This is a genomic window from Nostoc cf. commune SO-36 (genome assembly GCF_023734775.1).
Lineage (GTDB): Bacteria > Cyanobacteriota > Cyanobacteriia > Cyanobacteriales > Nostocaceae > Nostoc > Nostoc commune_A.
This window is the reverse complement of sequence record NZ_AP025732.1, coordinates 1,936,770-1,961,119: the sequence shown is the minus strand read 5'-3', so window position 1 is coordinate 1,961,119 and position 24,350 is coordinate 1,936,770. Positions and strand designations below refer to the sequence as shown.

The window sequence follows — 24,350 nt, the reverse complement described above, 5'->3', positions numbered from 1 at the left end:
ATTTTCCCGAAAATTCCCGAAAAATTCACAAAGTCAACAGCCTAGGCTCCGCCCCCCTTGCTGGCGGCAGAGCCGCTTTTGAGCAGCATTTCCAGCCCAGAGGCTGGAAACGAGATTTGAAAAGGCTTTCAGCTTAAGTTGACACCAATGCACACAGATGTGCGCCTACAGCATTTTTTATCCATAGACTTGCCGTCAAAAATCCTGCGCGTTCAGATTGAGAAGAAATTTAATGAAGGAATTGGGCAATTTTTTCCACAGCAGCTTCCAACAAAGGTGGCTCATGCACTAAGGCAAAACGGACATATCCTTCTCCAGATTTGCCAAAGCCAGCACCAGGGGAAACGGCTACACCAGTTTCTTTGACTAGCTGGGTGCAAAATTCTATGGAGTTGTGACTCCAAGCTGAGGGCAATTCTGCCCAGATGTACATTGTCGCTTGGGGAGTAGGAACATTCCAGCCAATGCGGTGTAAGGCGTTGATAAAAGCATCACGTCGTCCCTGGAAAGTAGCAACAGCAGATTTTACTCCAGCTTGAGGGCCAGTTAAGGCTGCGATCGCACCATTCAAAATTCCCCGATACTGATTAAAATCAACGGCGGCTTTTACCTGGCGTAAAGCTTTAATTAACTGGGCATTACCAATAGCGTAGCCAATACGGAAGCCGCCCATATTGTAGGACTTGGAAAGGGTGAAAAATTCAATTGAGACGCTTTTTTCTGGATCAGCTTGCAGAATTGAAGGGACTAGGGATCGAGAAAGATTTTTTCTAGTTTCTAATTCCCCGTCCCCAGTTTCTCCAAATACTAAATCTACGTAAGGGAAATCGTGAACCAACACGAGATTGTGTTCCTGACAGAAGGCGACAGCTTCTTGAAAGAAAGATAAAGGAGCGATCGCAGCTGTGGGATTGTGAGGATAACTTAATACCATCATCCGCGACTGAGCCAAGACTGGGGCAGGAATATCAGCAAACACTGGTAAAAAAGCGTTTTCTGCCTGTACTGGCATTGGGTAGATTTGACCACTAGCTAGGTAGACTCCCCCGGCATGGGAGGGATAACCTGGATCGAGCAATAGGGCAAAATCTCCGGGATTGAGTATTGCTAGGGGTAAATGGGCTGTGCCTTCTTGAGAACCAATTAGAGGTAGTACCTCAGTTTGAGGATCGACTTTGATGCCAAATTTTTGTTCATACCAATTGGCTGCGGCTTCGCGGAACTCTTGAGTACCGTTAAACAACAGATAGCCGTGGGTACTGCGATCGCCAAGAGACTGGGCGATCGCCTCGATGACGTGTGCCTCGGCTGGTAAATCAGAAGACCCCAACGACAAATCAATTACCTGTCGTCCAGCAGCCAAAGCGACTGCCTTGGCTCTGTCCATATCAGCAAATACATTAGATTGCAGGGGTTGTAAACGCTTTGCAAATTGCATATTAATTATTTGTCCTTTGTCATTTGTCATTTGTCATTTGTCTAATTACTAATACTTCTTTACGAGAGGCGGCGCTAACGGCAAGACTCAGTACAAGTTACCAATGACCAATGACTAATGACTATTGACTAATTACTATTTAAGTAGGTATCTAAGAGTTCGAGTAATTTATCTTTACCGATGACTCCCTCAGTGGATATTAGAACTTCCTGGCCAAGAAATAGTCTAATGGCGGGTACACCTTCCACTTGGTACTGCTTAACAGTGAGTGGGTTGGGGTCAATTTCCATTTTAACGACTTTGAGGCGATCGCTATATTTGGTAGCAGCTGAGTTAATTAGGGGCGACATCAATTGACAAGGCCCACACCAGGAAGCCCAAAAGTAAACTAATACAGGCTGTTCAGCTTTTAATACTTCGGTTTCAAAGTCAGCATCAGTTATGGTGATTACAGCCTTACTCATTGCAGTCTCCATCAGGTGGCGATCAAAGTTGGCACACACAATACTTTATCCCAAAGTCGTCAATAGTCCATAGTCAATAATTCATAGTTATTAGGAATGTTAACTATTGACTAATGACGTAAAATCCCACAGCCAACAGGTGTGGGACTAGCTCAAATAAGTTTTCTGCCAATTTTACAGTTGATCCAATTGCTTGCGTAGGGAATCCAACTCCGCATCAACTACCTCATTAGACTTAGGAGTAGTGCTTTCTTGTTGCGGTGGCAGTTGTGCTTGAGTTACTGGAGTAGCAGGTGGTAGCATTTGCGCTTTCAAGGCTGCCAATTCATCATCAACATCGCTACCACCTTCCAACTGGGCAAATTGGGTTTCTAAATCTGCACCTGCTAACTCTCCTAATGCCTGAGCGCGGGATTCTTGCATCAAGACTTTTTCTTCCATCCGCTCAAAGGCAGACATTGCACTGCTGGTATTCATCCCACGCACCATCCCTTGGAGTTGCTCTTGGGCTTTGGCAGTGGTGATCCGGGCTTTGAGCATTTCTTTCTTGGTTTTAGCTTCAGAAATTTTGCTTTCTAGCTGGATTAAGTTGCGCTTGAGGGTTTCAACTTGAGTGCTTTGGGTATCGAGACTAGCTTTCAGGGCAGCGCTGGTGTCTGTATAAGTCTTTTTCCGCTCTAAAGCTTGTCTGGCTAAGTTTTCATCACCTTTTTGCAGCGCCAGTTGGGCATTGCGTTGCCACTTATTGATTTCATTTTGAGCATCATTGTACTGCTTCTCACTGCGTTTTTGGGAAGCGATCGTCTGGGCTACTCCCTGACGCAGTTGCACCAAGTCTTCCTGCATTTCCAGGATGGCTTGCTCTAGCATTTTTTCGGGGTCTTCGGCTTTGTTAACGAGGTCGTTGAGGTTAGAACTAACTACTCGCTTAATGCGATCGAATAATCCCATAACTTTGTTTTTCCTTGTGTAATTTACGCTTTTTGTTGAACAGTTAGCTTTTTTACTTTTTAATAGCTACCTATTTTAATGTAATCTTTTCGGTTTGAATGAGTACCTCCTAACAACTCCTAATTGTTAAGATATCTCTAAAGAGGGGTAATTAGCTGCACTTCAAGAGTCCTTAGTTTTGGGTAACTGCTGTTTAGGAGGCTGCATTGTCTTCTGGTTTCCCTCAGTTAGAAGGCTGTTGTGCTGTGTGTTTTCTGCTTGGTTTAAAACCTGCACCTTCATCGCTGCCAATTCGGTATCTACATTATTAGTAGATTCCAAGGAAGTAAATTGTGTTTCCAAGTCATCGCTACTCAGTTGGGCAATAGCTTCTGATTTCGCTTCTATTTGCGAAACTTTTTCTTCCATGCGCTCAAAAGCACTCAGACTACTGGTGGCAGAAACTCCGCCGAGCATTTCTTGGAGGCGAGAAGAGGCTTCAGCAGAACGGGCGCGAGCAATATACATATCTTTTTTTGTTTTCGCCTCGGAGATTTTTAACTCTAGCGATCGCATATCCGTTTTTAGCCTAGCGACTATATCGTTTTGCTGCTCTATTTGGGAAAATAGGGCTGTAGTGGTTTGTTTATAGGCTTGGCGCTTAGTCAAAGCTTCGCGTGCTAGAGGTTCGTTGCTTTGTTGCAAGGCCAATTGGGCGCGGCGATACCATTCTTCTGTTTGAGACTGGGCAGCCGCAGCCTGTCGTTCAGTACGTTTTTGGGTAGCGATCGCTTGTGCTACACCCTGCCGCAACTGCACCAAATTTTCCTGCATCTCTAAGACAACTTGCTCCAAAATCTTTTCTGGATCTTCTGCACCACCGATCAAACTATTGAGATTAGCGCGAATCACCCGCAGGATACGCTTGATTAATTCCATGTCGGCTCTCCATTCACGAAACTCAGTGCTGAGTAATGAGTTTTGATAAGTCGTTAGGCATAAACAAATTAAAGTAAAGTTTGTAGTTGGGACTTTAGTCCTGATAATCCTTGTTTTGAGCAATGAATCGCTGACTAAGAACTATCACCGCATCTGTGGCTACCACATCCTAACTAACTCAGTACTGAGTATTAAGAGGAGGTGAAAAGTGGTAGATGCGGCAACGCAGATAATAAAAATGTTCTCATTCTCTCTCATGTCTTCGTATCCCCGTGCCCTGTTCACGCAGGACTCAACACTCATGACTCAGGACTGTTATCTCATCGTATCGTAGATTTTTGCAGATCATGGCTGCTGAACCCGCGCTTTAATTCCCTTCGCCTCTAACAGTCGCATCTGTTGTCTCACTTGCTCTTTAGTTTTAAAAGCACCCAGATAAATCAATTCTTTGTTGGGTGATAAATAAGCATCGGGAACTATTTGCCGTGCTGAGGCAAAAGCCGCATCTTTATTATCTATCACTACATGATAAAACCCATCTGTTCCTGGTTTGATTTCTGCATTCGGCTTCGGTGAGGTGGCGATTGGCTTGGGCGAGGTTTTTGCCGTTGAAGTAGGAGGCAAATTCCGGGTGGGCAAAGACTGTACTGTCGGTACTGGTGCTAAGGCGATCGGATTTGTCGGTTTTAGGGCTGTGTTGATTTCAGGCAAAGCCCCTTGAGAATTTGTGGAGTTCTGGGGAACAACTGGATTAGGCACTACTGCGAGGCTGGGTTCGACTTTGGGTTTTAAGCCAACGACATCATTAGGATCTCTCACCTCAGGAAACTCTTCGGCAGCGAGATTGGGATACTTGGGTATAGATGTGCTTGGTGGTTGGATTTGCGGTTGGGTAGTACTCCCAACTACTTCAGTATTTTCTGGTGCGGGAGACGAGTTTCCGTTGAACAAGTTGCCTAAATTCCATTGTGGCAAGCTTTTGGGATTGAACACCACATAGCCCAAGGTAATACTTGCCACCAATAGCAGCAACATAGAACCAATACCCAAAGGTGATAGCAGACTGTCGCTAGAATTGCTTGCCTTCTTGGTTTCTGGTTGTTCTTCTGTCAGACTTCGTAGCAAGGCTTCACTAGATTCCAAATAGTCATCTGGGTGCTTGGGTGTGTCATCTGGCTGCAAGAGATTTTCGCTTTTAGTATCTTTAACGAGTGCTGGCACAATGCTGCTATTAAAGTTAGGCGGGGGTGGTGGAAGTTGAGTTTGGGTTTTAGCAGAATCGGAAGTGGAGGTAACGTTAAGATTATTGAGTTCTTCGGTCTTTGCCTTGACTGGGGCTGGTTTCATCTCAGGATTCACAGCTACAGAAGATGGTGGTGGGTCAATTTTTGCCGTAGCTGCGGCTGAGGTTTTCTGATGATTCACAGTTAGAGATCCAGGCGGCACATTAGTTTTAATTTCTGTTACTGAAGACTGAGGTGTGCCCAATTTTGTAGGAGTAGCAGCCATCGACTGGGATTGATTGCTCATGTAACTTGCAACACGGGACTGGTTCAATGACACCAAACCATTTCGCGTGCGTCTGTATCGAGCTAACTCTTGATCTAGCGGCACTTCTAAACTCGCTAGTGCTGCTGCTAGTGCTGGTTTCAACCCAGGTGTTTTAGACGATTTAGTACCGGAATCGTTCAGGGGGTTTTGAGTCATTGCCTCTGTACCTCAAACTTAGACTGCTGGAATTAACTTATATATTTGTGACAATATTAGCGGAAATTATTTAAATATATAGGGTAGACATTGGGTTATTCCCCTTGTCCACCAGTCCCAAATCCCCAGCCCCCAGTCACCATTTTTAACGATGTCGTTGAAACCAATTAATGATATTTTAGGCGTTCTGGAAAAGCAGGCTAAATGGCAGGAGCAACCATTTCAACGCCTGCTCAAGTTTTGGGCAGAAGTTGTTGGGCCAGTGGTTGCCGCAAATACTCGACCATTGTCGATTCAGCGTGATGTTTTGTCGGTGGCAACTTCTAGTGCTGCTTGGGCGCAAAACCTGACTTTTGGTCGAACATCGCTGCTTTTAAAGTTGAATAAAAAGCTGCCAACACCTTTGGTTGATATTCGCTTCTCTACTGCTAGCTGGCAAAATCCATCGGTGGAGAGAAAACAGCAACCAACGGTTTTACCCTATGAGCATCCCAGTTACCTTGGTGATGATATTAACCGCTCTGATGCTACACCTACCAAGGATGTGAATGTGGCTTTTGAACATTGGACGAAGATCATGCGATCGCGATCGCATGGCTTACCCCTTTGCCCCCAGTGTCAATCTCCCACCCCACCCGGTGAACTCCAGCGTTGGCAAGTCTGTTCTGTCTGTGCTGCTAAACAGTTTTGAAAGCAAAATAGTTGAGCGATTATTCATTGAACAAATTTTATCCTCAAGTAACTTGCTGCGATCACACAAAATATTTCTGATTCTTGAGAAAAAAAATATTTTTGCAGTAATACAGCACTTCCAGCTATTATGCAATACAGTTTTTATCCTTGTCCCTCTCCTGTCATAGCTTTCAGTTTTGAGGATGTACCTTATAGCTGCCGGAAGTGCTGTATATGCCGAATGTGGTCTGAAAAACTGACTATTTATCTGAAATTCTCTGCCTCAAGGTATACTTAAAGAGGAATTTAAAAGCCTGGATAAATCAAAAGGTTTACTTTTACCCTTGATCCCTAATAAGTTTTAGCCAAAATTTATATGTAACTACTATACTGATTATTTATATATATAACAAGATTATAAAAATATCCTGAAGTTTATTTTTTCCTTGGGATCGCTGAAACCTATAGAAAATAATGGTTTTTTGGCTCTTATCTATCTTTATATATAGAGGCAAAATATAAAGATGAAATTCAGCCAGACACGGCACTAAAGATGAATCCAAATGAAACCCATTAAAGTTTTAGCATCTGCCTGTAAATATTGCCGTCATTACCAGCCAGAGGGCCGCCGTGGCGGAACGTGCCAGCAGTTGGGCGCACCAGTTCAAGCAACTTGGAAAGCTTGCTCTTTGGCGATCCCACCTTTTGCACCTTCTTGGGAAACCTTGGAAGATGCTTGGGGTTTGCCAGATGCAGCCCCAGTTTTAGCATCTTGTCAATTAGCCTCAGATTTGGACAATGCTACTCTTGCCCCTCTAGAGGAAATAACGATCTCTATATCTGAACAGGTAAAGACTAAAGCAGTGGTTATTTAGTTATCCATTATTACGGACTGAGTTTTTAGTCTATTTAAAATAAGATTTGTTTTTAAGATTTTTAGTGCTGTAAAAGTTGATATAGACAAAAATCGCACCCTTTAGTAAGGTGCGATTTTTGCAATTTTAAGGCAACCAAGGAAAAGAACGAAAATCTGGTGGACGCTTTTCAAGAAAAGCTTGTTTGCCCTCAGATCCCTCTTCTGTCATGTAATAAAGTAGAGTGGCATTGCCAGCGAGTTCTTGTAAACCCGCTTGTCCATCACAATCAGCGTTGAAGGCGGCTTTGAGACAACGAATTGCGATCGGACTTTTTTCTAAAATCTCTTGCGCCCATTGAATACCTTCTGCTTCTAGTTGTTCCACTGGGACAACGCAATTAATTAAACCCATTTCTAGAGCTTGTTGTGCATCATATTGGCGGCAGAGAAACCAAATTTCTCTAGCTTTTTTTTGCCCCACGATACGGGCGAGATAGCTAGCTCCAAAACCACCATCGAAACTGCCGACTTTCGGGCCAGTCTGTCCAAAAATAGCGTTATCGGCGGCGATAGTAAGGTCGCAAATCAAGTGTAGGACGTGTCCACCACCGATCGCATATCCCGCTACTAGGGCAATCACGACTTTTGGCATCGAACGAATCAGGCGTTGTAAGTCCAGCACATTTAAGCGGGGAATGCCAGTGTCATCCACATAACCCGCATGTCCCCTTACACTTTGATCGCCACCAGAACAGAAGGCATATTTTCCATCTGTATGTGGGCCATAGCCAGTAAATAGAACAACACCAATAGTAGTATCTTCACGAGCATTAGAAAAGCGTCGTACAGTTCAAAGACTGTTTCAGGACGGAAAGCATTGCGTTTATGGGGACGGTTGATGGTGATTTTGGCAATGCCATCAGTTTTTTGATACAGAATGTCTTCGTAGGTTTTGGCAGTTTGCCAGTTAATTTGCATTGTATGGAGTGCGCTGTTGTGCTTGAGAATTTTATCGCGGACGTAGGGACATCCGATACCTGCGGTGGGCTACGCTACGCTAAAATTGTTGTCTCAAGCCTTTACAATCTGGTAATTGTCTGGGTGTTGAGGAATAAAAATGCGACGTGACACCATCTTCTACAAATTATTTAAGCAATTTCCCGGTTTGCTGTTTGAATTAGTAGATGAACCACCTCCAGAAGCGGAAAACTACCAGTTTGAATCAGTTGAGGTGAAAGAAACGGCGTTTCGGATTGATGGAGTGTTTTTACCTCCCGATAATGCAGTTTCCAAAACCGTCTTTTTTGCAGAAGTCCAGTTTCAGAAGGACGAAGACTTATATCACCGCTTCTTTAGTGAGTTGTTTTTGTTTCTCTACCGCAACTCTATTCGTTACGATGACTGGTTTGGAGTCATAATTTTTGCTTCTCGCAGCTTGGAACCTTCTAACTCAACAATTCATCGCGCTTTGTTGGAAAGTGGTCAAGTCAGGCGGGTTTATCTGGATGAGTTGGGAGATTTGCGAGAACAACCTTTGGGATTGGGTTTGATGTTGCTAACAAATGTTACTTCTGAAACGGAAGCAGTGGAAGGGGCGCGGTTTTTGTTGGAGCAAGCACGGCAACAATCGGAGCAAGCGATAATTGATTTAATTACGACGATTATTGTTTACAAGTTTTCTACCTTAAGTCGAGAGGAGATTGCAGAAATGTTGGGACTGAATTTGGAAGAACCACGGGCTATTCTGGAAGCGAAAGAAGAAGGGCGAGAGGAAGGCGAAAGAACGATCATTTTACGACTATTAAATCGGCGTGTGGGTAATATTCCTGATGCGCTTCTGTCACAGATTCAAGGGTTATCGGTGGAACAGTTGGAAGCTTTAGGTGATGCTTTGTTGGATTTCTCTACTCTTGCTGATTTGGAAGGGTGGTTACAAGGTCAACCAAGAGGGTAAATTTCACGCACAGGAGAAAGGCGATACCTGCGGTGGGCTACGCCTACGCACCCGGCAAAATTCTCATAGCTAAATCTGAGGCTGGAAGACACGCGAGTATATCAGGAAGCGGTGGAAGGAAAAGTGCGATCGCTCCTCCTGCGACTGTTAAAACGACTATTTAGTGAAATTGCTGAGGAACGTTGGAAGCATTAGCTTTGGCGTTGTAGGAATTGAGATTGCGATCGCGAGCTTAAGTAGTTACATTTGTATATACAAATGTAACTATAATATATGACAGAAGCTGTATCAGGCTTTAACTGGGATGATGGAAATATTGAAAAATGTCAAAAGCACGGAGTCTCATTAGAGGAAATTGAGGCTTTGTTTCTTGATAAAAGTCTTAGGATTTCACCTGATATAAAGCATTCTGAAAGTGAGGATAGATTTATTGCAACAGGCGTATCAATCAAAGGTAAATATATTTTCGTAGGATTTACATTCCGGGAAAAGCAAGGAAAAAGGTTAATTAGACCTATCAGTACTCGTTACATGAGAGAGAAAGAGGCGAAAAAATATGAAGAAAATATTTCCTAGAATCAAAACTGATGAAGAGTTAGAAAGTTTACTAGATGAAGATTTGTCAGATTATCTTCATACTGACAACTTTAAGCCCGTTACTTTTGAATTTCAGCCTAAAGACAAAACTGTAAATTTAAGAATGTCAGAGGAAATGCTAGAAAAAGTTAAAGCTGTTGCTAAAAAAGAAGGTATTCCTTACCAAAAGTATATCCGAAGGGCAATAGAAAGGTCTTTGGGTGAATAAATACTTAAAAATATGTTGTTGAACTATCTGTACTGTTCTTAAGTTTTTGCCCGCGATCGCACTCCGTAAAATAATTATGCCTACAAATAAAGTTTCCCGAAGTCAAGTAAACCAGCATTTGCAGACATGCGGGTATATCAGAAGCAGTGGAAGAAAAAGTGCGATCGCTCGTCCTCTGACTTTTAAAACGACTATTTGGTAAAATCGCTGAGGAACGTTGGAAGCGCTAGCTTTGGCGTTTTAATAGAGTAATGTGTTTTATTTATACTTAAAGGATTGTATCGATTATGGCAATGGAGATTGTAATTTGATTTCATTCAGTAGCTACAAAGGAACTGCATCTAAGTGGATTACCATATTTGACTCACCATTCTACCCTGATTCTTTAGATGAAGCTAAAATGCTCTACGAGAAAGTTTTGGAGCGTTTCATAGAATTGGTAGACCAAGCAACAAACTCTGCAAATTTACTCGAAATTATTACAAAAGAGCCTGATCCTTTACGTATTCAACTTCTTAGAGTATTTCGGAGGTATGTATCACCAGATACGACAGTAGAAATGACCAAGAAAAAACGTGATATTCCCAATATAATTAACGATTTTGGTGATAGATTTCGTAGCTTAGAAGAGGTTAGAAGAAACTTGCAAAGTCGTCCTGTACCCGATGAAACTCTAATGGCTCTTCTTTTAGAGCAGAGTAAACGGGGACAAAAAGGCTATGACTTGACAGAAGCGTTTTTCTTATGGTTTGACAGAGTATTTGGTAAAAACTATATAATTCGGGGGCCAGTTCGTGCTGGAAAAGATGTAATGCTTGATAAGGTTTTGAATAATTGGGAAGCTCAAACTCCAGCAGATATTTTTATATCTCGATTAGATGGAACCCCCTTAGTAGTTGGATTTGCTCGTTATGACTCTGATAGAGGAGGTTCTCAAGAAGATGATCGGACTGGTGGAAATCGAGATAAAGCAACTGATCTTCTCAGATATGCTGATACATATAAAGTGGCTTTAAAAGTATTCTTTTTGAATGATGGCCCAGGATTACTACTAGGATCTATGTGGAATGATTACGCTCGTCTAGAAAGTTATGGTAATGGCAAAATAATGGTATGCACTCTGAAAATGCTTGATGAGAAATTTACACAAGATTGGCTTGAAAGTTAAGTTTGCTATCCCAATCATGTATTACATTATCAGAGATAAAGTCTAATTCTGGTGTTTCTTCAATATATAAATCTAGACCACTTCGTAAAATTCTATTTATACCTATTAAGCACTTTTGTTCATGTTTAGCGGAACTATTTCCGTTAATGAAGTCACCCATTGCTTCTGTCCCTTTAACTAAACGCTGAACTATTGTAGCTATAGCAAGTTGAGAATTATCAATAGCTATCCATTTTCTACCTAACTCTTCAGCTACAGCAGCAGTAGTACCACTTCCAGCAAATGCATCTAACACAATATCTCCCTCATTAGATGAGGCTAGAATTATTCGTTTGATCATATCTGGATTTTTTTCTGTTGGATAGCCAGTAATTTTAATATTTTGATTGTGAGCATCCTTGAAGTCAAGCCAAATATCTTGGACTGAAATACCCTGGCTATTATCCAAATAAACTTTTCTTCTTGGATTCCCTGTTGGTGACCAGTAAATCTCTCCGCGTGCATCCATTTCGTCTAAAGTTTCTGGAGTATATTGCCAGTGTTTACCTGGAGGAGGTAATATTCCTCTCCAGGGTTGACCTGTTGCACCTTTTCTTACACCTGGTGCATGAACAGGAACTTTCTTATAAACTCTTCCAGTCTCCTTTTCAACATATTGATACTCTTTCTTTGCAGTAGTTTCAGTCCAAGGGTTAAAAGGCTGATTCCATATATAATTATCTGTTTTTGTGTAAAATAGAATGTAGTCAGCGGTGTTTCCGTACTGTTTTCGTGTATAGTTTTTTGGGTTGCATTTTTTTCTTGTAATCAAATTGCGAAAGTTTTTAGAACCAAAAATTTCATCCATTATAATTTTGACAGCACAAGCCATCTTGTCATCTAAATGTATATAAATAGAACCTTCATCTGATAAAAGTTCTCTTAATAAAACTAGTCGTTGACGTAAAAACTCTAAGTATTCCGCACCTTCCATTAGGTCGTGGTAAGCATGGTCTCTTTGACGAGACTCAAAACTACTCCCTGTTGCATAGGGAGGATCAATATAAATTAAACTAACTTTACCCGCGATAGTATCATCGTTCAAGAATGAACTAAGAACTCTTAAATTCTCTCCATAGATGAGTCTGTTTCTTGGATGTTGATCTATACTGATTATGCGATGTAACTTGGCTACAGGAATTTTTAATATATCCTCTATAGGAATTTTCCCTTCATATTCCAGACGAAAAGGAATGACATTTTGTTTTTGACTTTTACGACTATTTCGACTAGGTATTCCTGTTGCCATTTGAGTTAATATTTTATTATGCTTATTTTCTACTATTATTTATTTGTAAAAACTCATCTAAGTATTTTTGTCTGACCCGCCAAATTTTTGGCTTCATTTTCGTAGCTTTAAGATTATTTTATAATATCTATCTTTGTAGATATTTTTGGTAAATACAAAGAAGTTGAGCTACTTCAATAGTTGTCAAAAACGAAATATAGCGGTTATTGATTGGACGAGAACACCAAAGTCCTTACTGTCAAATCATTTCAGCAAAGTTTTTGTATCTCACTCAACTGCATACCGCTATACCTTCTTCATTATCATTATTGTGGTGTTTTGCATTTGTTGCTAAACTCGCTAGATTCGTTATTGTACTACTAATTTTAATACTTTGCAAGGGTGAGCAACGCCAGTGCTTGAAACACTTGTAGTCAAATAATTTTAAATTTGATACCACAAATGCTATGATTTTATACTCCTATTAAATAACACCTAACAAGATAGTTAAATTGCAATATCTGCGGCAAACTTTTTCAATTTATCTTGTCGCCACTTAGCATCGGCTTTGCGATTTGTCTGCACCTCTAAAACCCGAATTCTTGTATTTGGTAGTGGGTTTAATGTTTCCTGCAATTCCTGCCAAGAAGTAATCAATTCATGCTGCACATTATAAGTAGCGCACAAATGAGCAAAATCAATATCCTGGGGAGTGCCGAAAAACTCTTCAAATGGTGGATCAAATTTGGCAATGGGTAACATTTCAAAAATCCCACCGCCATTGTTATTGATTAACACAATCGTCAAATGTCCGACAAATTTATTGCGGATTAAAAAACCATTGGTGTCATGCAACAGAGCTAAATCTCCGGTTAACATCACACTACTTTGCTGGCGATGGGCAATTCCTAAAGCTGTGGATAATGTGCCATCTATACCATTTGCACCCCGGTTAAAGTGCGATCGCACTCCTAAATTATTAGGTTTCCAGAAATATTCCACATCCCGCACAGGCATACTATTGGCAATAAACAGAGGCGTTCCAGGCGGTAAAATCTGAGAAATTAACCAGGCTGCTTTACTCTCAATGATTTCATCTATTTTTCCCATCGTCTGGTCAACCACTAACCTGACCTTAGTTTCCGCATCACACCATTGCTGCACATATTTTGAGGATAAAGATAAATTTCTCTCCTCTGCCTTTATGTCTTCTACAGATATCCTTAAATGCGTCGTTCTCCCGTGTAAAGGATCGAGATTTTGGTCACTGGGGTCAATTACCCAGCGTCGCGGTTGGGTTGCATCTATCCAGGTACGCAGTTCTTTACTCGTAGGCATTTCACCCACCTGGATCACCATTTCGGGCGCTAGCAGCTTTGCTAGTTGCTGATTTCGCAAAATCAGGTCATAAGTGGAAATTAAATAGGGGTTGAGTTCGGCATAATTTCTTATTGGGGAAAGTCCCTCAGCTAGCACAGGCCATTTGAGAGTTTGGGAAAGTTGCGCGATCACTCTACAATATTCCTCTGGTTGCGATGGTTGGGCAACACCTGCGATAATGATACCGCGATCGCACTCTTTCCATTCTTTGGGAATGGGGCATGGGGAATGGGGAATGGGGGATGGGTTTGCTATTCCTGCGAAAAAGTCTTCTGATTCAAACAGCGATTGCAAATAACTCAAGTCAGTTCCATCAGGAAGAGGTGCTAAGGGATCGCGAAAGGGAATATTCAAATGTACTGGCCCCTTTGTAGGATTTTGCGCTCTTTCCCAACTATGAATTACCGTTTGTCGCAGATAAGCTAGCATTCCCAGATCGGCAGAGGGTAAGGCTAACTCTGTTTGCCAATTTGGGTAGTTTCCATATAATCTCAATTGATCTACAGTTTGCCCAGAGTGACAATCTCGCAATTCTGGGGGCCTATCGGTGGTTAATAGCAACAGTGGGACGCGACTATATGAGGCTTCAATGACTGCTGAATAAAAATTTGCTCCTGCTGTACCAGAGGTGCAAACTAATACTACAGGGCGACCGGTTGCTTTAGCTTGTCCCAAAGCAAAAAAGGCGGCGGAACGTTCATCGAGAATGGAAATCGCTTCAATCTCAGGCGCTTGTTGAGCAAAGGCGATCGCTAAGGGTGTAGAGCGCGATCCCGGACAAATGATCGCACAAGTCAATCCCAACCGCTTTAGTGTCTCTGTTAAAATATAAGCCCAAAGTTGATTAACATTTCTATAGGCGATCGGCATTAAATCAAACATAGTTATAAAACAATCTTAAATTTTAGATTTTATCTAGGGAAATTCAATTTAAAATCCATCAATGCGGTGATGGAACCCAACACCGACAAGCGAGTTTCTGGGAAATAAAATCTCCAAGTAAACTTGCTCGACTTTCTACAAAATTCACAATTTGCTCTCGAACTTTTATGGACTGCATTCATTTAACGGGAATTCGTGGCTATGGCTACACTGGGTATTTACCAGAAGAACAGGTGCTAGGACAATGGTTTGAGGTGGATGTGAGGTTATGGTTGGATATCTCCACAGCGGCCAAGACTGACGCGATCGAAGACACTTTAGATTATCGCAGCGTCATTAGCTTGATACAACATCTGATCAAAACGTCTAAGTTTGCTTTGGTGGAAAAATTGGTAGTAACGATCGCAGATTCTATTCTCCAAGAGTGCGATCGTGTAATAAAAGTCCAAGTCACTCTCAGCAAACCTGCTGCACCTATTCCAGACTTTGGTGGCAAAATTAGCATTGAACTGACTAAAAGTAAGTCCAATCTCTAAAAAAGCACAATACTTTTTATAAATATCTATTTCCCAGCAAATAAAGGGGGTTTATTTGGAGTGTGGAAGTATCTCACGAAGAGAATATTTCCTGCCATTGCCCCCAGCAATTGCTCATTATCAAAAAACTAAAAAATCCCGCGATCTGCTGATGAGTATTGAATTTGCAAATTTTCGTATCGCAGATTTTGTAATAAGTATTATCTTGACTGAGAGAAGAAATTATTTGTATACAAAGTACTATAGGACTCCGATTTGATTTCTGAAAACATACTGAGACTGAAAAGCTTAATTCCCTACTCCCTACTCCCCGCCTACGCAGATAATTTCAAAAATCAAATACGATTCCTATATAAACTCTTTAATTACAGATAACGATTAATACTTATTAATAATTTAATAAGTGAATAGGGCAAACAGCATTTTATACATAAAATATAGAATATCATTTTTCTTAACTAAAATTAGAGTAGTCTGCTCTAATTTTGTAAACTTTTATTCTTGATTAATTTTTACATAAATACTATACTTAGTATTTATGATTCCCTAAAGAAAAATCGTTGCATATATTTTAAAATAAGTTTTTGAGTGCTGGTAATTACATGGTAATTTATGTTTGATGTTAATGGCATGATATTAGCTGTATAAGTTAATCATAACTAAGTTAATTAATAACAAAATTAGCAGAAACTAATCCACATTTAGTATTAATTTATATCTCCCTATCTGGAGAAATTGACAGTGTACATATATAGGAATCCGGTTTGATTACTGAAATTATTTGCGTAGGCTGGGAGTGGGGAGTAGGAAAAAAACTTTTTGAGTGTACGGAGTTTTTTCAAAAATCAAATATGAGTCCTATAGCAGATATTATCCAAAATAACTTCCATGTATCTATGAGTATATATAACAGAGTGTCCGGAGTACAAAACCTTACATAAAAATCAGCTAAGTGAGCCTTTTAGTTACATAGTCAAACCATTTATCAAAAGTGATTTACATTTTGCGATTGAAATGGCTCTCTATAAACATTAGAGCAAAAAAATGTTATACGAAGAAAAACAGAGGTTAGCGGCAATTATTAACAGTATGGGTTCTGCTGTGATTGTGACATACACAAATGGTTGTATTCAAATGATGAATCCGATGGCAGAACTAATTACTGGTTGGAAGCAAAGTGAAGCATTCGGTAAAGATTTAGTAGAAGTTGTTAGCTTAATTGACAAAGATGTAGGGGAAAAAATTGAAAATTTAGCTATATATGTAATGGAAGCAGGTGAAGTTTTGAATCTACCAGAAAACTGTACACTTATTACCAAAGATGGCGAAGAAATCGCAGTAGGGGATAATATTGCACCGATCCGCGATCAGAATGGTAATATTATTGGCGCGGTTTTAGTGTTTCAAGATATTACTAAACGCAAGCAGACAGAAGCGCAACTGCTCCACAATGCATTTTATGATGGGCTGACAGAATTACCAAATCGTGTTTTATTTTTAGATCGGCTTAGACAAACCATTGAACGTAGCAAACGTAGAAGCGATTATTATTTTGCAGTTTTATTTTTAGATTTAGATGGATTTAAGAAAATTAACGATCGCTTTGGACATGGGATGGGAGATGATTTCTTAGTAGCGATCGCTAGACGTTTAGAGTCGTGTTTACGCGGTGGCGATACTGTAGCACGATTTGGTGGTGACGAGTTTACTGTTCTTTTGGAGGATATTAAAGACATTAGCGACGCTACCAATGTTGCCAACCGTATTCAAGACTCATTGCGATTGCCAGTTAACCTCAATGGATATCAGTTATCTACTACAGCTAGTATTGGTATCACTTGGAATTTTAGTAATTATGAGGAGCCTGCAACTTTGCTACGGGATGCTGATATTGCTATGTACCGAGCTAAACGGCAAGGAAAAGCTACTTATGCCATATTTTAGTTAAAGATGAATATGCTATGGCCGCTATTAAGTAAGTAGACGCAATTAAATATTGCCTTAGTATTGAAAAGTTTTTTTAGAAATGGTATGAGGTTATTGCACATAACCGAGAAGTTCCATCAGTCTGTCATGGAAAAAACCGAAAAACAGAAAATGCTTGCAGGCGAATTATATCTTGCAGAAGATCCAGAATTGGCTGCCGGAATGAAGCGAGCTAGTCGTCTGTTGCGAAGTTACAATTCTACAACTGAAGAACAGCAAGAGCAACGACAGCAAATTTTGCAAGAATTATTTGGAAAGATCGGTCAAAAAGCATTAATTGTGCCACCCTTTCACTGTGACTATGGCAGTAATATTATCGCTGGCGACAGATTGTATATGAACTATGGCTGTGTAATTTTAGACTGCAATACAGTTAATATCGGTGAAAATGTCTTGTGCGCTCCTTATGTGCAAATTTATACTGCTTATCACCCTACAGAGCCGGAAATTCGTCTTTCTGGTAGAGAATTAGCTGCCCCAATTAACATTGGTAACAATGTCTGGATTGGTGGCAGTGCAATTATTTGTCCAGGTGTAACTATTGGTGATAACACAACCATTGGTGCTGGCAGTGTAGTTGTCAAAGATATACCTGAGAATGTTGTCGCTGCGGGCAATCCCTGCCGCGTCATTCGGTATTTATCCTAAAATTTAAAATTTATAACCTCTAGCAATCCAATAGAGCCAGTCTTCGATCGCTTCTTGAGTTTCACTATCAGCATCAATGGCTGTTATTTCAGATAACTTTGCAGAATATACATCATCATCTTTACCATTAATGTAAGCCACTTCTACAAGCATATCTTTCAAGCACTCATCATCTGGGGCCATTCCCAGCACTTCCACTGGTTTCTCCTCGGTAGAACCTGATTTGCGTGCCTTCTTAGTCCATTTAGCCATAAAGGGAAAATTCAGAGTCTCTTCGAGGTAATAGTACCAACCCATCGCCCGGTCTTCCTTGTCTTCAGCATCTACAATGATCTCTGTTTTAATGCGATGCTCTCGGTTTTCGTCGGCTTCAACACTAGGCATAAAATAACACTTTACGTATAATGCATTTTGATAATACTACCAAAGTCCTAACCAGGAATAATTTTTCTAAAATCTAAGTAATTGGACAAAAATATTTACAAGTATTTACAGCCAGAGGCTGTAAATGAGATTTTAAAAAGGTTCTAGCGCTTAGTTGACACCAATGACAGATGTGCCCCCCTACGTTCGCAGAGCGTGCCCCAGGGATGGGATGTTTTTTCACTGGAAGTCCTAATCTTTATAAAAAACCGCTTGTCATTGACAAACGGTTTTCTAGTTATTGCGCTCAAGGCGGAACTTATTTGTTGTACCAAGATGCAAAGTTTTTTCTTAGCGCTAAAGGGCAAGATATTTCAGCAGAGATTAAACAAGTCTCAAATCAGGATAATTTGCCAGTACATCATCAGATGTCAGGGTATCATTTTCAGCTTGCGGAGTCCAAAGAACTTCAATTGCCAGAAGTTTCTCACTGGGGATACTACCAATTTGTCGCAAAGCTTGACGCAAATCATCAGCACTGTTAATTGCTGTGGGGATTTCAAACTTACCTAATGTCGCCGCCAGCAAGGTGACGATAATGTATTCTCCAGGGCCTTCGGTAAATAGGCGGGTGGGGTTGTCGAGTTCACCAGCCGGAGGTAAAGCATCTTTGGTAAGGGCTGCTCTTAGCTGGTTGTTGACGTTAGAAATAGTTTCTTCGCTAAACTTGCTGCGTTCTGCCAGTGACAGCCGATTAAACTGACTTTCAGCTGAATTTAAACTGGCTCGTTGAGTGCCACCACCTGCATATACAAAGTATTCGGGATGGCGGAGTAAAGCTAGGCTGGCTTCTTGTAAAACTTCTGCTCTCCCCTCTGAGGTATTGGTATCAGCAGTTTCAGCAATGTGGTTGAGTTCATTTTGCAATTCACGGGCTTGAGCTAACAAACCTACTTGCAAACGAGTCACAGAAACAGGAGAGTTACTAGTGTAATCTGCTTCTTGTGTTTCACCGCCAGAGACGCGGCGGAAAGTTTGTAACAAGAAATTAGCGATCGCAAAGAAGATTAAGATGCTAAATAGACCACCAAATCCCCCACCAATACCCCAAAAGGGAAGTAGGAAGGGAAAGCCAAAACCACCACCAAAACCACCACCAGGATAATATCCGCCTCCGCCAGGAGGTGCATAAGTGCGGGGTGTATAGGTGCGGCTGGAAGGCACTCTAAAAGAGCCACCACCGATTCGACCCCCACTGCGGGCCGCTAATGCTCCATCGGCGTGGCTAAAAGCCAAAGTTAACACTAGGCTTAGGGCTAGGAAGGTTTTTAACAGTGGTTTGATGGTTTGTTGTAGTTTTTTACGCATAATACAATCGCTTGGAAAACGAAATTATTTATGATTTCTCCCCATGCTGGTAGGAGTGTTTCAATCTGTCGCTAACGCCAGCCCGTAATTAAGCAAGCTTTGTAGCATTCACGTAGCATTCACTTTTAAAGGCTACATATTCAATCTACCGCGTCTTCTGTTGGGTAGGTAGCGATCGCAGGGGGGATTTCTCGACTGGGGAACCGTACCTTAAGATATGTTTACAATTACCCATAGTATTCAGAATATTCTATTGAACGTAGCTAAATTTCCTAATTTTCGCAACAGTTTTTCACTGGGCCATTTTGCTACAAGTGCTAAATATTAATTTTATTTATTGTTCATCATGCACAGAAATTCTTAATTAGTGAGAAAATTACCGCAAAAATAAAGTCAACACAATAAAAAAACAATCTTTGTGGCTAATCTTCTAAAATAGGCTGCAAATTTGTCTACCACATTCGTTTTAAAAGAAATAAAATGATAATTATGGTTTTGAAAATAATCCTAATTGTAAATAAATTAAAAACTATTTGAAATATAGTCATCAAGTTTATTATGGAACATATTTCTCAACTAACAGCCGAAATCACAGACAAAGCTGCATACCCAGATATCCTAGTCATATCCCGGATATTTCTGCCGAAAGAAGCTGTAATTGGGGAATATATCTACAATCGCTGTCTCCAAGATCCAGAACGAGTTATTGTGCTGGCGGCTAGTTGCTCAGGAGATCAAGTATTTGATGAAAGTCAACAATTTCCTGTATATCGCTGGTATTACCCTAGATATTGGCGTAGTGGCTGGGTGGGAAGTATTTTAAAGCCTTTAGTCAATATCGTTTGCTCATTTGTTCTAGCAATTAAACTCTATTTTCGTTATCACTATCGTTATATAGAGTGGGGCCATAGCTATGATTTTCCTTCACTGTTATTATTGAGCTATTTATTACCTATTCGCTTTTTTATCTATCTGCATGGAGATGATCTTTTTTGTACTTTACACAATCCCCTGCTGCGATCGCTATTTAAACTAACACTCAAACGCGCCGAAGGCATTGTTTGTAACAGTTCTTATACAAGAGACTATCTCAGAACTGCTTTACGATTAGATACTCCTACCCACGTCATTAACCCAGTAATCAGACCAGAAAAATTTGGTAATAATATCGGGAGTCCCAGTAGCCTGGATGATTTGCGTGTTCGTATGCGTCAGACGTACAATATTCCCGAAGCAGCAATAGTTATTCTCTCCATTGGCAGGCTAGTTAAAAATAAGGGTTTCGACCGAGTAATTGATAACATTCCACTATTGCTAACTTTTGGGGTCGATGTCCACTATATAATCTGCGGTCAAGGGCCAAGTGAATCTAATCTGAAATCTCTGGCGCATCGTTTGCGGGTAGATAAGCGCGTACACTTTGGCGGATATGTGCCAGAGCGGGGATTAGCAGGCTATTATGCAGCTTGCGACATATTTGCAATGCTGACTTTATCGGATACTAAACCTAATAATATGGAAGGTTTTGGTATGGTTTATCTAGAAGCAAGTTATTTTGGTAAACCGATAATTGCACCTCGTTTAGGCGGTGTTCTAGATACAGTTCAGCATGAAGAAAATGGGATACTGGTTAATCCGAATTCTGGTTATGAAGTATTTCAAGCTTTCAATCGGTTGTGCAAAGACCAGCAACTACGTGAGCAGCTTGGGCGCAAAGGTAAAGAATTAGCCAAGCAGAAAACCCTTCATCGATCGCTGTATAAATCAGATTTGTGATATTTTTACTACATTCAAGGGCATACACTCAGTTTTTCCTTTTCATCAGGATTAGTTACAAGGTAATCTTTAAGGCGATCGCACCCTTCATGCAGCAGTTCATCTAATCCCCGGATACGCCAGACAATTGCCGTCTTGTCCTCACTGGCTGTAGCTAGAAGTTTACCATCTGGGCTAAAATCTGCACTTCTGACAAAGCCTTGATGACCTGTAAATTCTGCTACTTGTTGTCCTGATAAATTCCACAACCTAGTTGTGTAGTTTGCCGAAGATGTAGTCAGTAGTTTACCATCCCGGCTGAAAGTTACTTGTGTGATTCTGCCTTCATAAGTCTTAAATTCTTGTAACTGCTTTCCTGAATAATCCCACAGCCTGACAGTCCCATCATCTCCAGATGTAGCCAATTTATTCTCCTTGGGACTAAAACCAACAGTAGTAACATTTGATACTACCTCTGTGAGCAGGTATTGTTTTAAAAATTTTTCCTTGGAGAGTCCACAGTCTGACGTAGCCATCATCTCCAGTTGTTGCCAACAGATTTATCTTAGGAAGAAAACGAACATTGTTAACACTACATTTATCACCCTCTTTTGCTAAGTCGTATTCTTTTACAGCGCTTCCCGCTATTATGCAATACAGTTTTTCTTATTGCCTCTCTCCTAACATAGCTTTTAGCTTTGAGGATGTACCTCATAGCTGCCGGAAGTGCTGTATGTCACATTGATGATGTATAGATGTTATGGCAGGTGGAGACCAATTCTGATCTGCTGATAAAAAATTCCACATCTGTGAGACATCCCACAGCTTTACCCAACCATTACTTGCAGCTGTTGCTAATATTGTTTGATTTTCGTTAAAATCGATACTTTTGATACTGTTATTGTGCAGTTTAGAATTTTTCAATGTTTTCAATGGCTTTCGTTGGAAATCTCGCCATGTGACTGTGCCATCTTCTCCACCAGCAACAATTAATTCCTGTTGGTTATCCTTTTGAAGAAAACGGATACTGTTTACACCTCTTTGGTAAGTATTGATTTGATTTGTTTGATGAATATTATCTAGAATCTTCTGCAAAGCTAGCAGAGGGCTCGTGGCTGGACAATCTTGCAAACAATTACTATTCCAAAAAGCCATCTTTTTAACTTCTTGTCCGGCTTCCATTGCTGATACTAAAGCCTCAATTTCTTCAGCACCAGACTCAAAATTTCTTAAAGCAGTGACTCCAGAACCTTCAACCTCAGCTGTCCATCTTAGCCAAAATGCAATTACAGCCAGCATTGAGACTACTAGTAAACCACCTGTCAGCCCAAATAGAGTAAGCTTGCGACGACGTTCTTTTTGCTTGCGATCGCGATCGCGCAATGCTAAACTCTGCTGGATGAAATCTTGCTCTGTTTGGCTCAACTCATCTTTGCGTAGCTGGAGCCAATTTTCCGCTTCCCCTAGCTGTACACCTCGCAGTAATGATTCCTCATCTTGTTCGGCATTTTCCCACTGACGCATTCCCGATCGCAATAATTCTTGCCAAGTGCGGAAAGAGCGATCGCTCTCCATCCATCTATGCAGTTGTCCCCATTCCCGAATCAAGGTTTCATGGACAATTTCTACTGTTTCTTGTTTTTTGCCAACAGTGTCATTAAGTCCAGTTACCACTACCAGAAGCCCCAATTACCGCTACTAATGATTGTTTTTGGACTGTATCTACAAGTTTCTGGGTAAAAATATCCCGCCCAAAGAAAAATCGTGCGTCTTCTTCCCGAAAAGCAAATAAACCACGATAGGGACACAAAGCAATAGCTTGACTCAATACAGACCATCCTATCACCAGCACCCGTGTGGGAATCATAAACCCAACTTTAGCATCTGGTTGATTGATGTCTGCCGCTACTGCTATTCCTACTACACCCTGAAGCTCACCATCCCAGATGGGCGCACCACTGAAACCCGGCTTTAATCCATAACCTGTTTGTTTCTCATCCTCTAGTTGTACCCAACTTTTACCCGTGTGTCCGCGTAAAACGCCAGTAGCCCAAACACCATCGGGTTGTCCTGCGGGAAAACCAAATACTCGGAAAGGATGTCCCGCCCATTCATCAGATGTAATTAATGGTGCTATTAGAGCCTGATTTGGGGGAGAATGTGCTAACTCTAATCCGGCAATATCTTCTAATTCCACACTCGGATTTACAGGTAGCCAGAAAACAACCTTAGCTTTGAGCAGTTGTTTGGGCGCAACTAACGGAAAATCCAAAGTTATTTCTGCATCTGGCATTTGAGCAGTTGTTCTGGCAAGTCCCAAAGCATCAGCTACGACATGAGCGCAAGTGATGATGTATTTTTGAGAAACTAAGAAGCCAGCACCAATTACTTTGCCCTTGTTACTGTTAGAGTAAATTCTGACAATAGATGACTCAAGGGGTGCTACCATTTTGTGAATCTTTTTTCCACTTCAAAGTGATTTCATAGTTGACTTCACTATTGCCAGAAGCTACAACCGCCCCAAGTTGAGCGCTAATTTTGATGCCAAACTTGACTTCTACTTCATCTGCTGGCTGTTTAAGACTGCCGATTTTGGTAATAATTGCATTAGCTATGGGCTTAACGGTTTCTAGGGCTGACTCGAAAGTTTGTGTAGCTTTATCAACAACTTGATCTCGCAAACCGATGCGATCGTCTATCTGTGCGGCTTCGTCTACTTCAACAAAAATAGATTTGCCACTTTCAAGAGGAAATTCTATTATCTGCTTCACAATAAGTTTACAAAATTGAGTATAAATACATAAGGTTAGATATATACAAATTATATAGAGTTTTCTACTACTTTAAGTTCCCAGATAATGCAACTTTTAGAATTTAACGCTCATTTTGCAACCCCAAATAGGTTGATTCCGAAATATTCCGAAAACCTTTGAGGTTGAAACACACTTAACCACCACCAACAATAGTTACCACTTCTAAGCGATCGCCTAGTTGCACTTTCGTTTCCGGCCAAAACTGGCGGTGTAAAATTTCACCATTATACTCTACAGCCACTAAGCGGGGGTTAAAACCCAACTGTTGGAGTAAGTCGGGTAAAGAAGTTTGAAATGAACAGTTATGGGTTTCCCCATTTACCTGAACCGTAATCTCGTTAGACATAATTGGGGAGTGGGGAATAGGGAATAGGGAATGGGGAATGGAAATTGGTTACTCGCTTTGGGTTAATGAGAAA

24 protein-coding genes and 2 pseudogenes are annotated in these 24,350 nt (G+C 40.9%); 11 read left to right on the top strand and 15 right to left on the bottom strand.

The features are described from left to right. Positions 1-229: 229 nt before the first annotated feature. The 5 genes from ANSO36C_RS08615 to ANSO36C_RS08595 all read right to left on the bottom strand — a co-directional run bounded on the left by ANSO36C_RS08615 (position 230) and on the right by ANSO36C_RS08595 (position 5,478). Positions 230-1,438, bottom strand: coding sequence for an LL-diaminopimelate aminotransferase (locus tag ANSO36C_RS08615; RefSeq protein ID WP_251960283.1), 1,209 nt, complete (start codon positions 1,436-1,438; stop codon positions 230-232). Between the two features lie 128 nt (positions 1,439-1,566). Beyond that, on the bottom strand, positions 1,567-1,902 hold the full coding sequence (locus tag ANSO36C_RS08610) for a thioredoxin family protein (RefSeq protein ID WP_251960282.1): 336 nt from the start codon (positions 1,900-1,902) through the stop codon (positions 1,567-1,569). A gap of 174 nt (positions 1,903-2,076) precedes the next feature. Next, the gene (locus ANSO36C_RS08605; RefSeq protein WP_190939322.1) at positions 2,077-2,853 is read right to left on the bottom strand and encodes a PspA/IM30 family protein; all 777 of its coding nucleotides are present in this window, start codon (positions 2,851-2,853) and stop codon (positions 2,077-2,079) included. 162 nt (positions 2,854-3,015) lie between these two features. Further along, positions 3,016-3,771 carry a PspA/IM30 family protein gene (locus ANSO36C_RS08600; protein WP_251959191.1) on the bottom strand — a complete coding sequence of 252 codons (756 nt, stop codon included), beginning with the start codon at positions 3,769-3,771 and terminating at the stop codon, positions 3,016-3,018. A 345-nt stretch (positions 3,772-4,116) separates the two neighbouring features. Continuing rightward, entirely contained in the window at positions 4,117-5,478 is a 1,362-nt protein-coding gene (locus ANSO36C_RS08595) for a hypothetical protein (protein ID WP_251959190.1), read from the bottom strand. Positions 5,479-5,629: 151 nt separating this feature from the next. Between ANSO36C_RS08595 and ANSO36C_RS08590 the strand changes: the two genes are divergently transcribed. Continuing rightward, the gene (locus tag ANSO36C_RS08590; RefSeq protein ID WP_251959189.1) at positions 5,630-6,169 is read left to right on the top strand and encodes a DUF721 domain-containing protein; all 540 of its coding nucleotides are present in this window, start codon (positions 5,630-5,632) and stop codon (positions 6,167-6,169) included. A 544-nt stretch (positions 6,170-6,713) separates the two neighbouring features. Continuing rightward, entirely contained in the window at positions 6,714-7,025 is a 312-nt protein-coding gene (locus tag ANSO36C_RS08585; RefSeq protein WP_251959188.1) for a hypothetical protein, read from the top strand. A 126-nt stretch (positions 7,026-7,151) separates the two neighbouring features. Here the strand turns inward: ANSO36C_RS08585 and menB are convergent. Continuing rightward, positions 7,152-7,984: pseudogene (menB, locus tag ANSO36C_RS08580) on the bottom strand (1,4-dihydroxy-2-naphthoyl-CoA synthase). Positions 7,985-8,123: 139 nt separating this feature from the next. On the opposite strand from menB, the gene ANSO36C_RS08575 reads away from it, so the two are divergent. From ANSO36C_RS08575 to ANSO36C_RS08560, 5 genes are all read left to right on the top strand, one after another. Beyond that, positions 8,124-8,960, top strand: coding sequence for an Rpn family recombination-promoting nuclease/putative transposase (locus tag ANSO36C_RS08575; RefSeq protein ID WP_251959187.1), 837 nt, complete (start codon positions 8,124-8,126; stop codon positions 8,958-8,960). A gap of 32 nt (positions 8,961-8,992) precedes the next feature. Next, positions 8,993-9,124 carry a hypothetical protein gene (locus ANSO36C_RS33860; protein ID WP_267145364.1) on the top strand — a complete coding sequence of 44 codons (132 nt, stop codon included), beginning with the start codon at positions 8,993-8,995 and terminating at the stop codon, positions 9,122-9,124. Between the two features lie 109 nt (positions 9,125-9,233). Continuing rightward, entirely contained in the window at positions 9,234-9,536 is a 303-nt protein-coding gene (locus ANSO36C_RS08570) for a BrnT family toxin (RefSeq protein WP_251959186.1), read from the top strand. After that, positions 9,517-9,765 carry a CopG family antitoxin gene (locus ANSO36C_RS08565; protein ID WP_251959185.1) on the top strand — a complete coding sequence of 83 codons (249 nt, stop codon included), beginning with the start codon at positions 9,517-9,519 and terminating at the stop codon, positions 9,763-9,765. The genes ANSO36C_RS08570 and ANSO36C_RS08565 overlap by 20 nt, the downstream gene beginning before the upstream one ends. 307 nt (positions 9,766-10,072) lie before the next feature. Further along, the gene (locus ANSO36C_RS08560) at positions 10,073-10,933 is read left to right on the top strand and encodes a hypothetical protein (protein ID WP_251959184.1); all 861 of its coding nucleotides are present in this window, start codon (positions 10,073-10,075) and stop codon (positions 10,931-10,933) included. Here the strand turns inward: ANSO36C_RS08560 and ANSO36C_RS08555 are convergent. Together ANSO36C_RS08555 and menD are read right to left on the bottom strand one after the other, a co-directional pair. Next, a complete protein-coding gene (locus ANSO36C_RS08555; RefSeq protein ID WP_251959183.1) occupies positions 10,908-12,221 on the bottom strand; it encodes a site-specific DNA-methyltransferase in 1,314 nt (437 codons plus the stop codon). The two genes, ANSO36C_RS08560 and ANSO36C_RS08555, sit on opposite strands and share 26 nt — an antisense overlap. A 486-nt stretch (positions 12,222-12,707) precedes the next feature. Beyond that, on the bottom strand, positions 12,708-14,462 hold the full coding sequence (gene menD, locus ANSO36C_RS08550; RefSeq protein WP_251959182.1) for a 2-succinyl-5-enolpyruvyl-6-hydroxy-3-cyclohexene-1-carboxylic-acid synthase: 1,755 nt from the start codon (positions 14,460-14,462) through the stop codon (positions 12,708-12,710). A gap of 167 nt (positions 14,463-14,629) precedes the next feature. On the opposite strand from menD, the gene folB reads away from it, so the two are divergent. The 3 genes and pseudogenes from folB (at position 14,630) to ANSO36C_RS08535 (ending at position 17,632) form a co-directional block, all read left to right on the top strand. After that, positions 14,630-14,998, top strand: coding sequence for a dihydroneopterin aldolase (folB, locus tag ANSO36C_RS08545; RefSeq protein WP_251959181.1), 369 nt, complete (start codon positions 14,630-14,632; stop codon positions 14,996-14,998). 860 nt (positions 14,999-15,858) lie between these two features. Beyond that, positions 15,859-16,942, top strand: a pseudogene (locus ANSO36C_RS08540) (diguanylate cyclase domain-containing protein); the annotation flags it as partial. 129 nt (positions 16,943-17,071) lie between these two features. Further along, positions 17,072-17,632, top strand: coding sequence for a sugar O-acetyltransferase (locus tag ANSO36C_RS08535; RefSeq protein ID WP_251959180.1), 561 nt, complete (start codon positions 17,072-17,074; stop codon positions 17,630-17,632). 3 nt (positions 17,633-17,635) lie between these two features. Here ANSO36C_RS08535 and ANSO36C_RS08530 read toward each other — a convergent pair whose 3' ends face one another. Continuing rightward, a complete protein-coding gene (locus ANSO36C_RS08530) occupies positions 17,636-18,016 on the bottom strand; it encodes a calcium-binding protein (RefSeq protein WP_251959179.1) in 381 nt (126 codons plus the stop codon). Positions 18,017-18,379: 363 nt separating this feature from the next. Further along, entirely contained in the window at positions 18,380-19,363 is a 984-nt protein-coding gene (locus tag ANSO36C_RS08525) for a DUF1517 domain-containing protein (protein ID WP_251959178.1), read from the bottom strand. A 558-nt stretch (positions 19,364-19,921) separates the two neighbouring features. Between ANSO36C_RS08525 and ANSO36C_RS08520 the strand changes: the two genes are divergently transcribed. Beyond that, on the top strand, positions 19,922-21,139 hold the full coding sequence (locus ANSO36C_RS08520; RefSeq protein ID WP_251959177.1) for a glycosyltransferase family 4 protein: 1,218 nt from the start codon (positions 19,922-19,924) through the stop codon (positions 21,137-21,139). A 14-nt stretch (positions 21,140-21,153) separates the two neighbouring features. Here the strand turns inward: ANSO36C_RS08520 and ANSO36C_RS08515 are convergent, their stop codons facing one another. The 5 genes from ANSO36C_RS08515 to thiS form a co-directional block, all read right to left on the bottom strand. Then, positions 21,154-21,657, bottom strand: coding sequence for a WD40 repeat domain-containing protein (locus ANSO36C_RS08515; protein WP_251959176.1), 504 nt, complete (start codon positions 21,655-21,657; stop codon positions 21,154-21,156). Positions 21,658-21,829: 172 nt separating this feature from the next. Continuing rightward, positions 21,830-22,792 (bottom strand): WD40 repeat domain-containing protein, encoded by a 963-nt coding sequence (locus tag ANSO36C_RS08510; protein WP_251959175.1) that lies wholly within the window; start codon positions 22,790-22,792, stop codon positions 21,830-21,832. After that, a complete protein-coding gene (locus ANSO36C_RS08505; RefSeq protein WP_251959174.1) occupies positions 22,776-23,567 on the bottom strand; it encodes a S1 family peptidase in 792 nt (263 codons plus the stop codon). Before ANSO36C_RS08505 ends, ANSO36C_RS08510 begins: the two co-directional genes overlap by 17 nt. Further along, positions 23,551-23,889: a CU044_2847 family protein gene (locus tag ANSO36C_RS08500; RefSeq protein ID WP_251959173.1), complete on the bottom strand. Its 339-nt coding sequence runs from the start codon at positions 23,887-23,889 to the stop codon at positions 23,551-23,553. Before ANSO36C_RS08500 ends, ANSO36C_RS08505 begins: the two co-directional genes overlap by 17 nt. A 175-nt stretch (positions 23,890-24,064) precedes the next feature. Next, on the bottom strand, positions 24,065-24,277 hold the full coding sequence (thiS, locus tag ANSO36C_RS08495) for a sulfur carrier protein ThiS (protein ID WP_251959172.1): 213 nt from the start codon (positions 24,275-24,277) through the stop codon (positions 24,065-24,067). Positions 24,278-24,350: the final 73 nt, after the last annotated feature.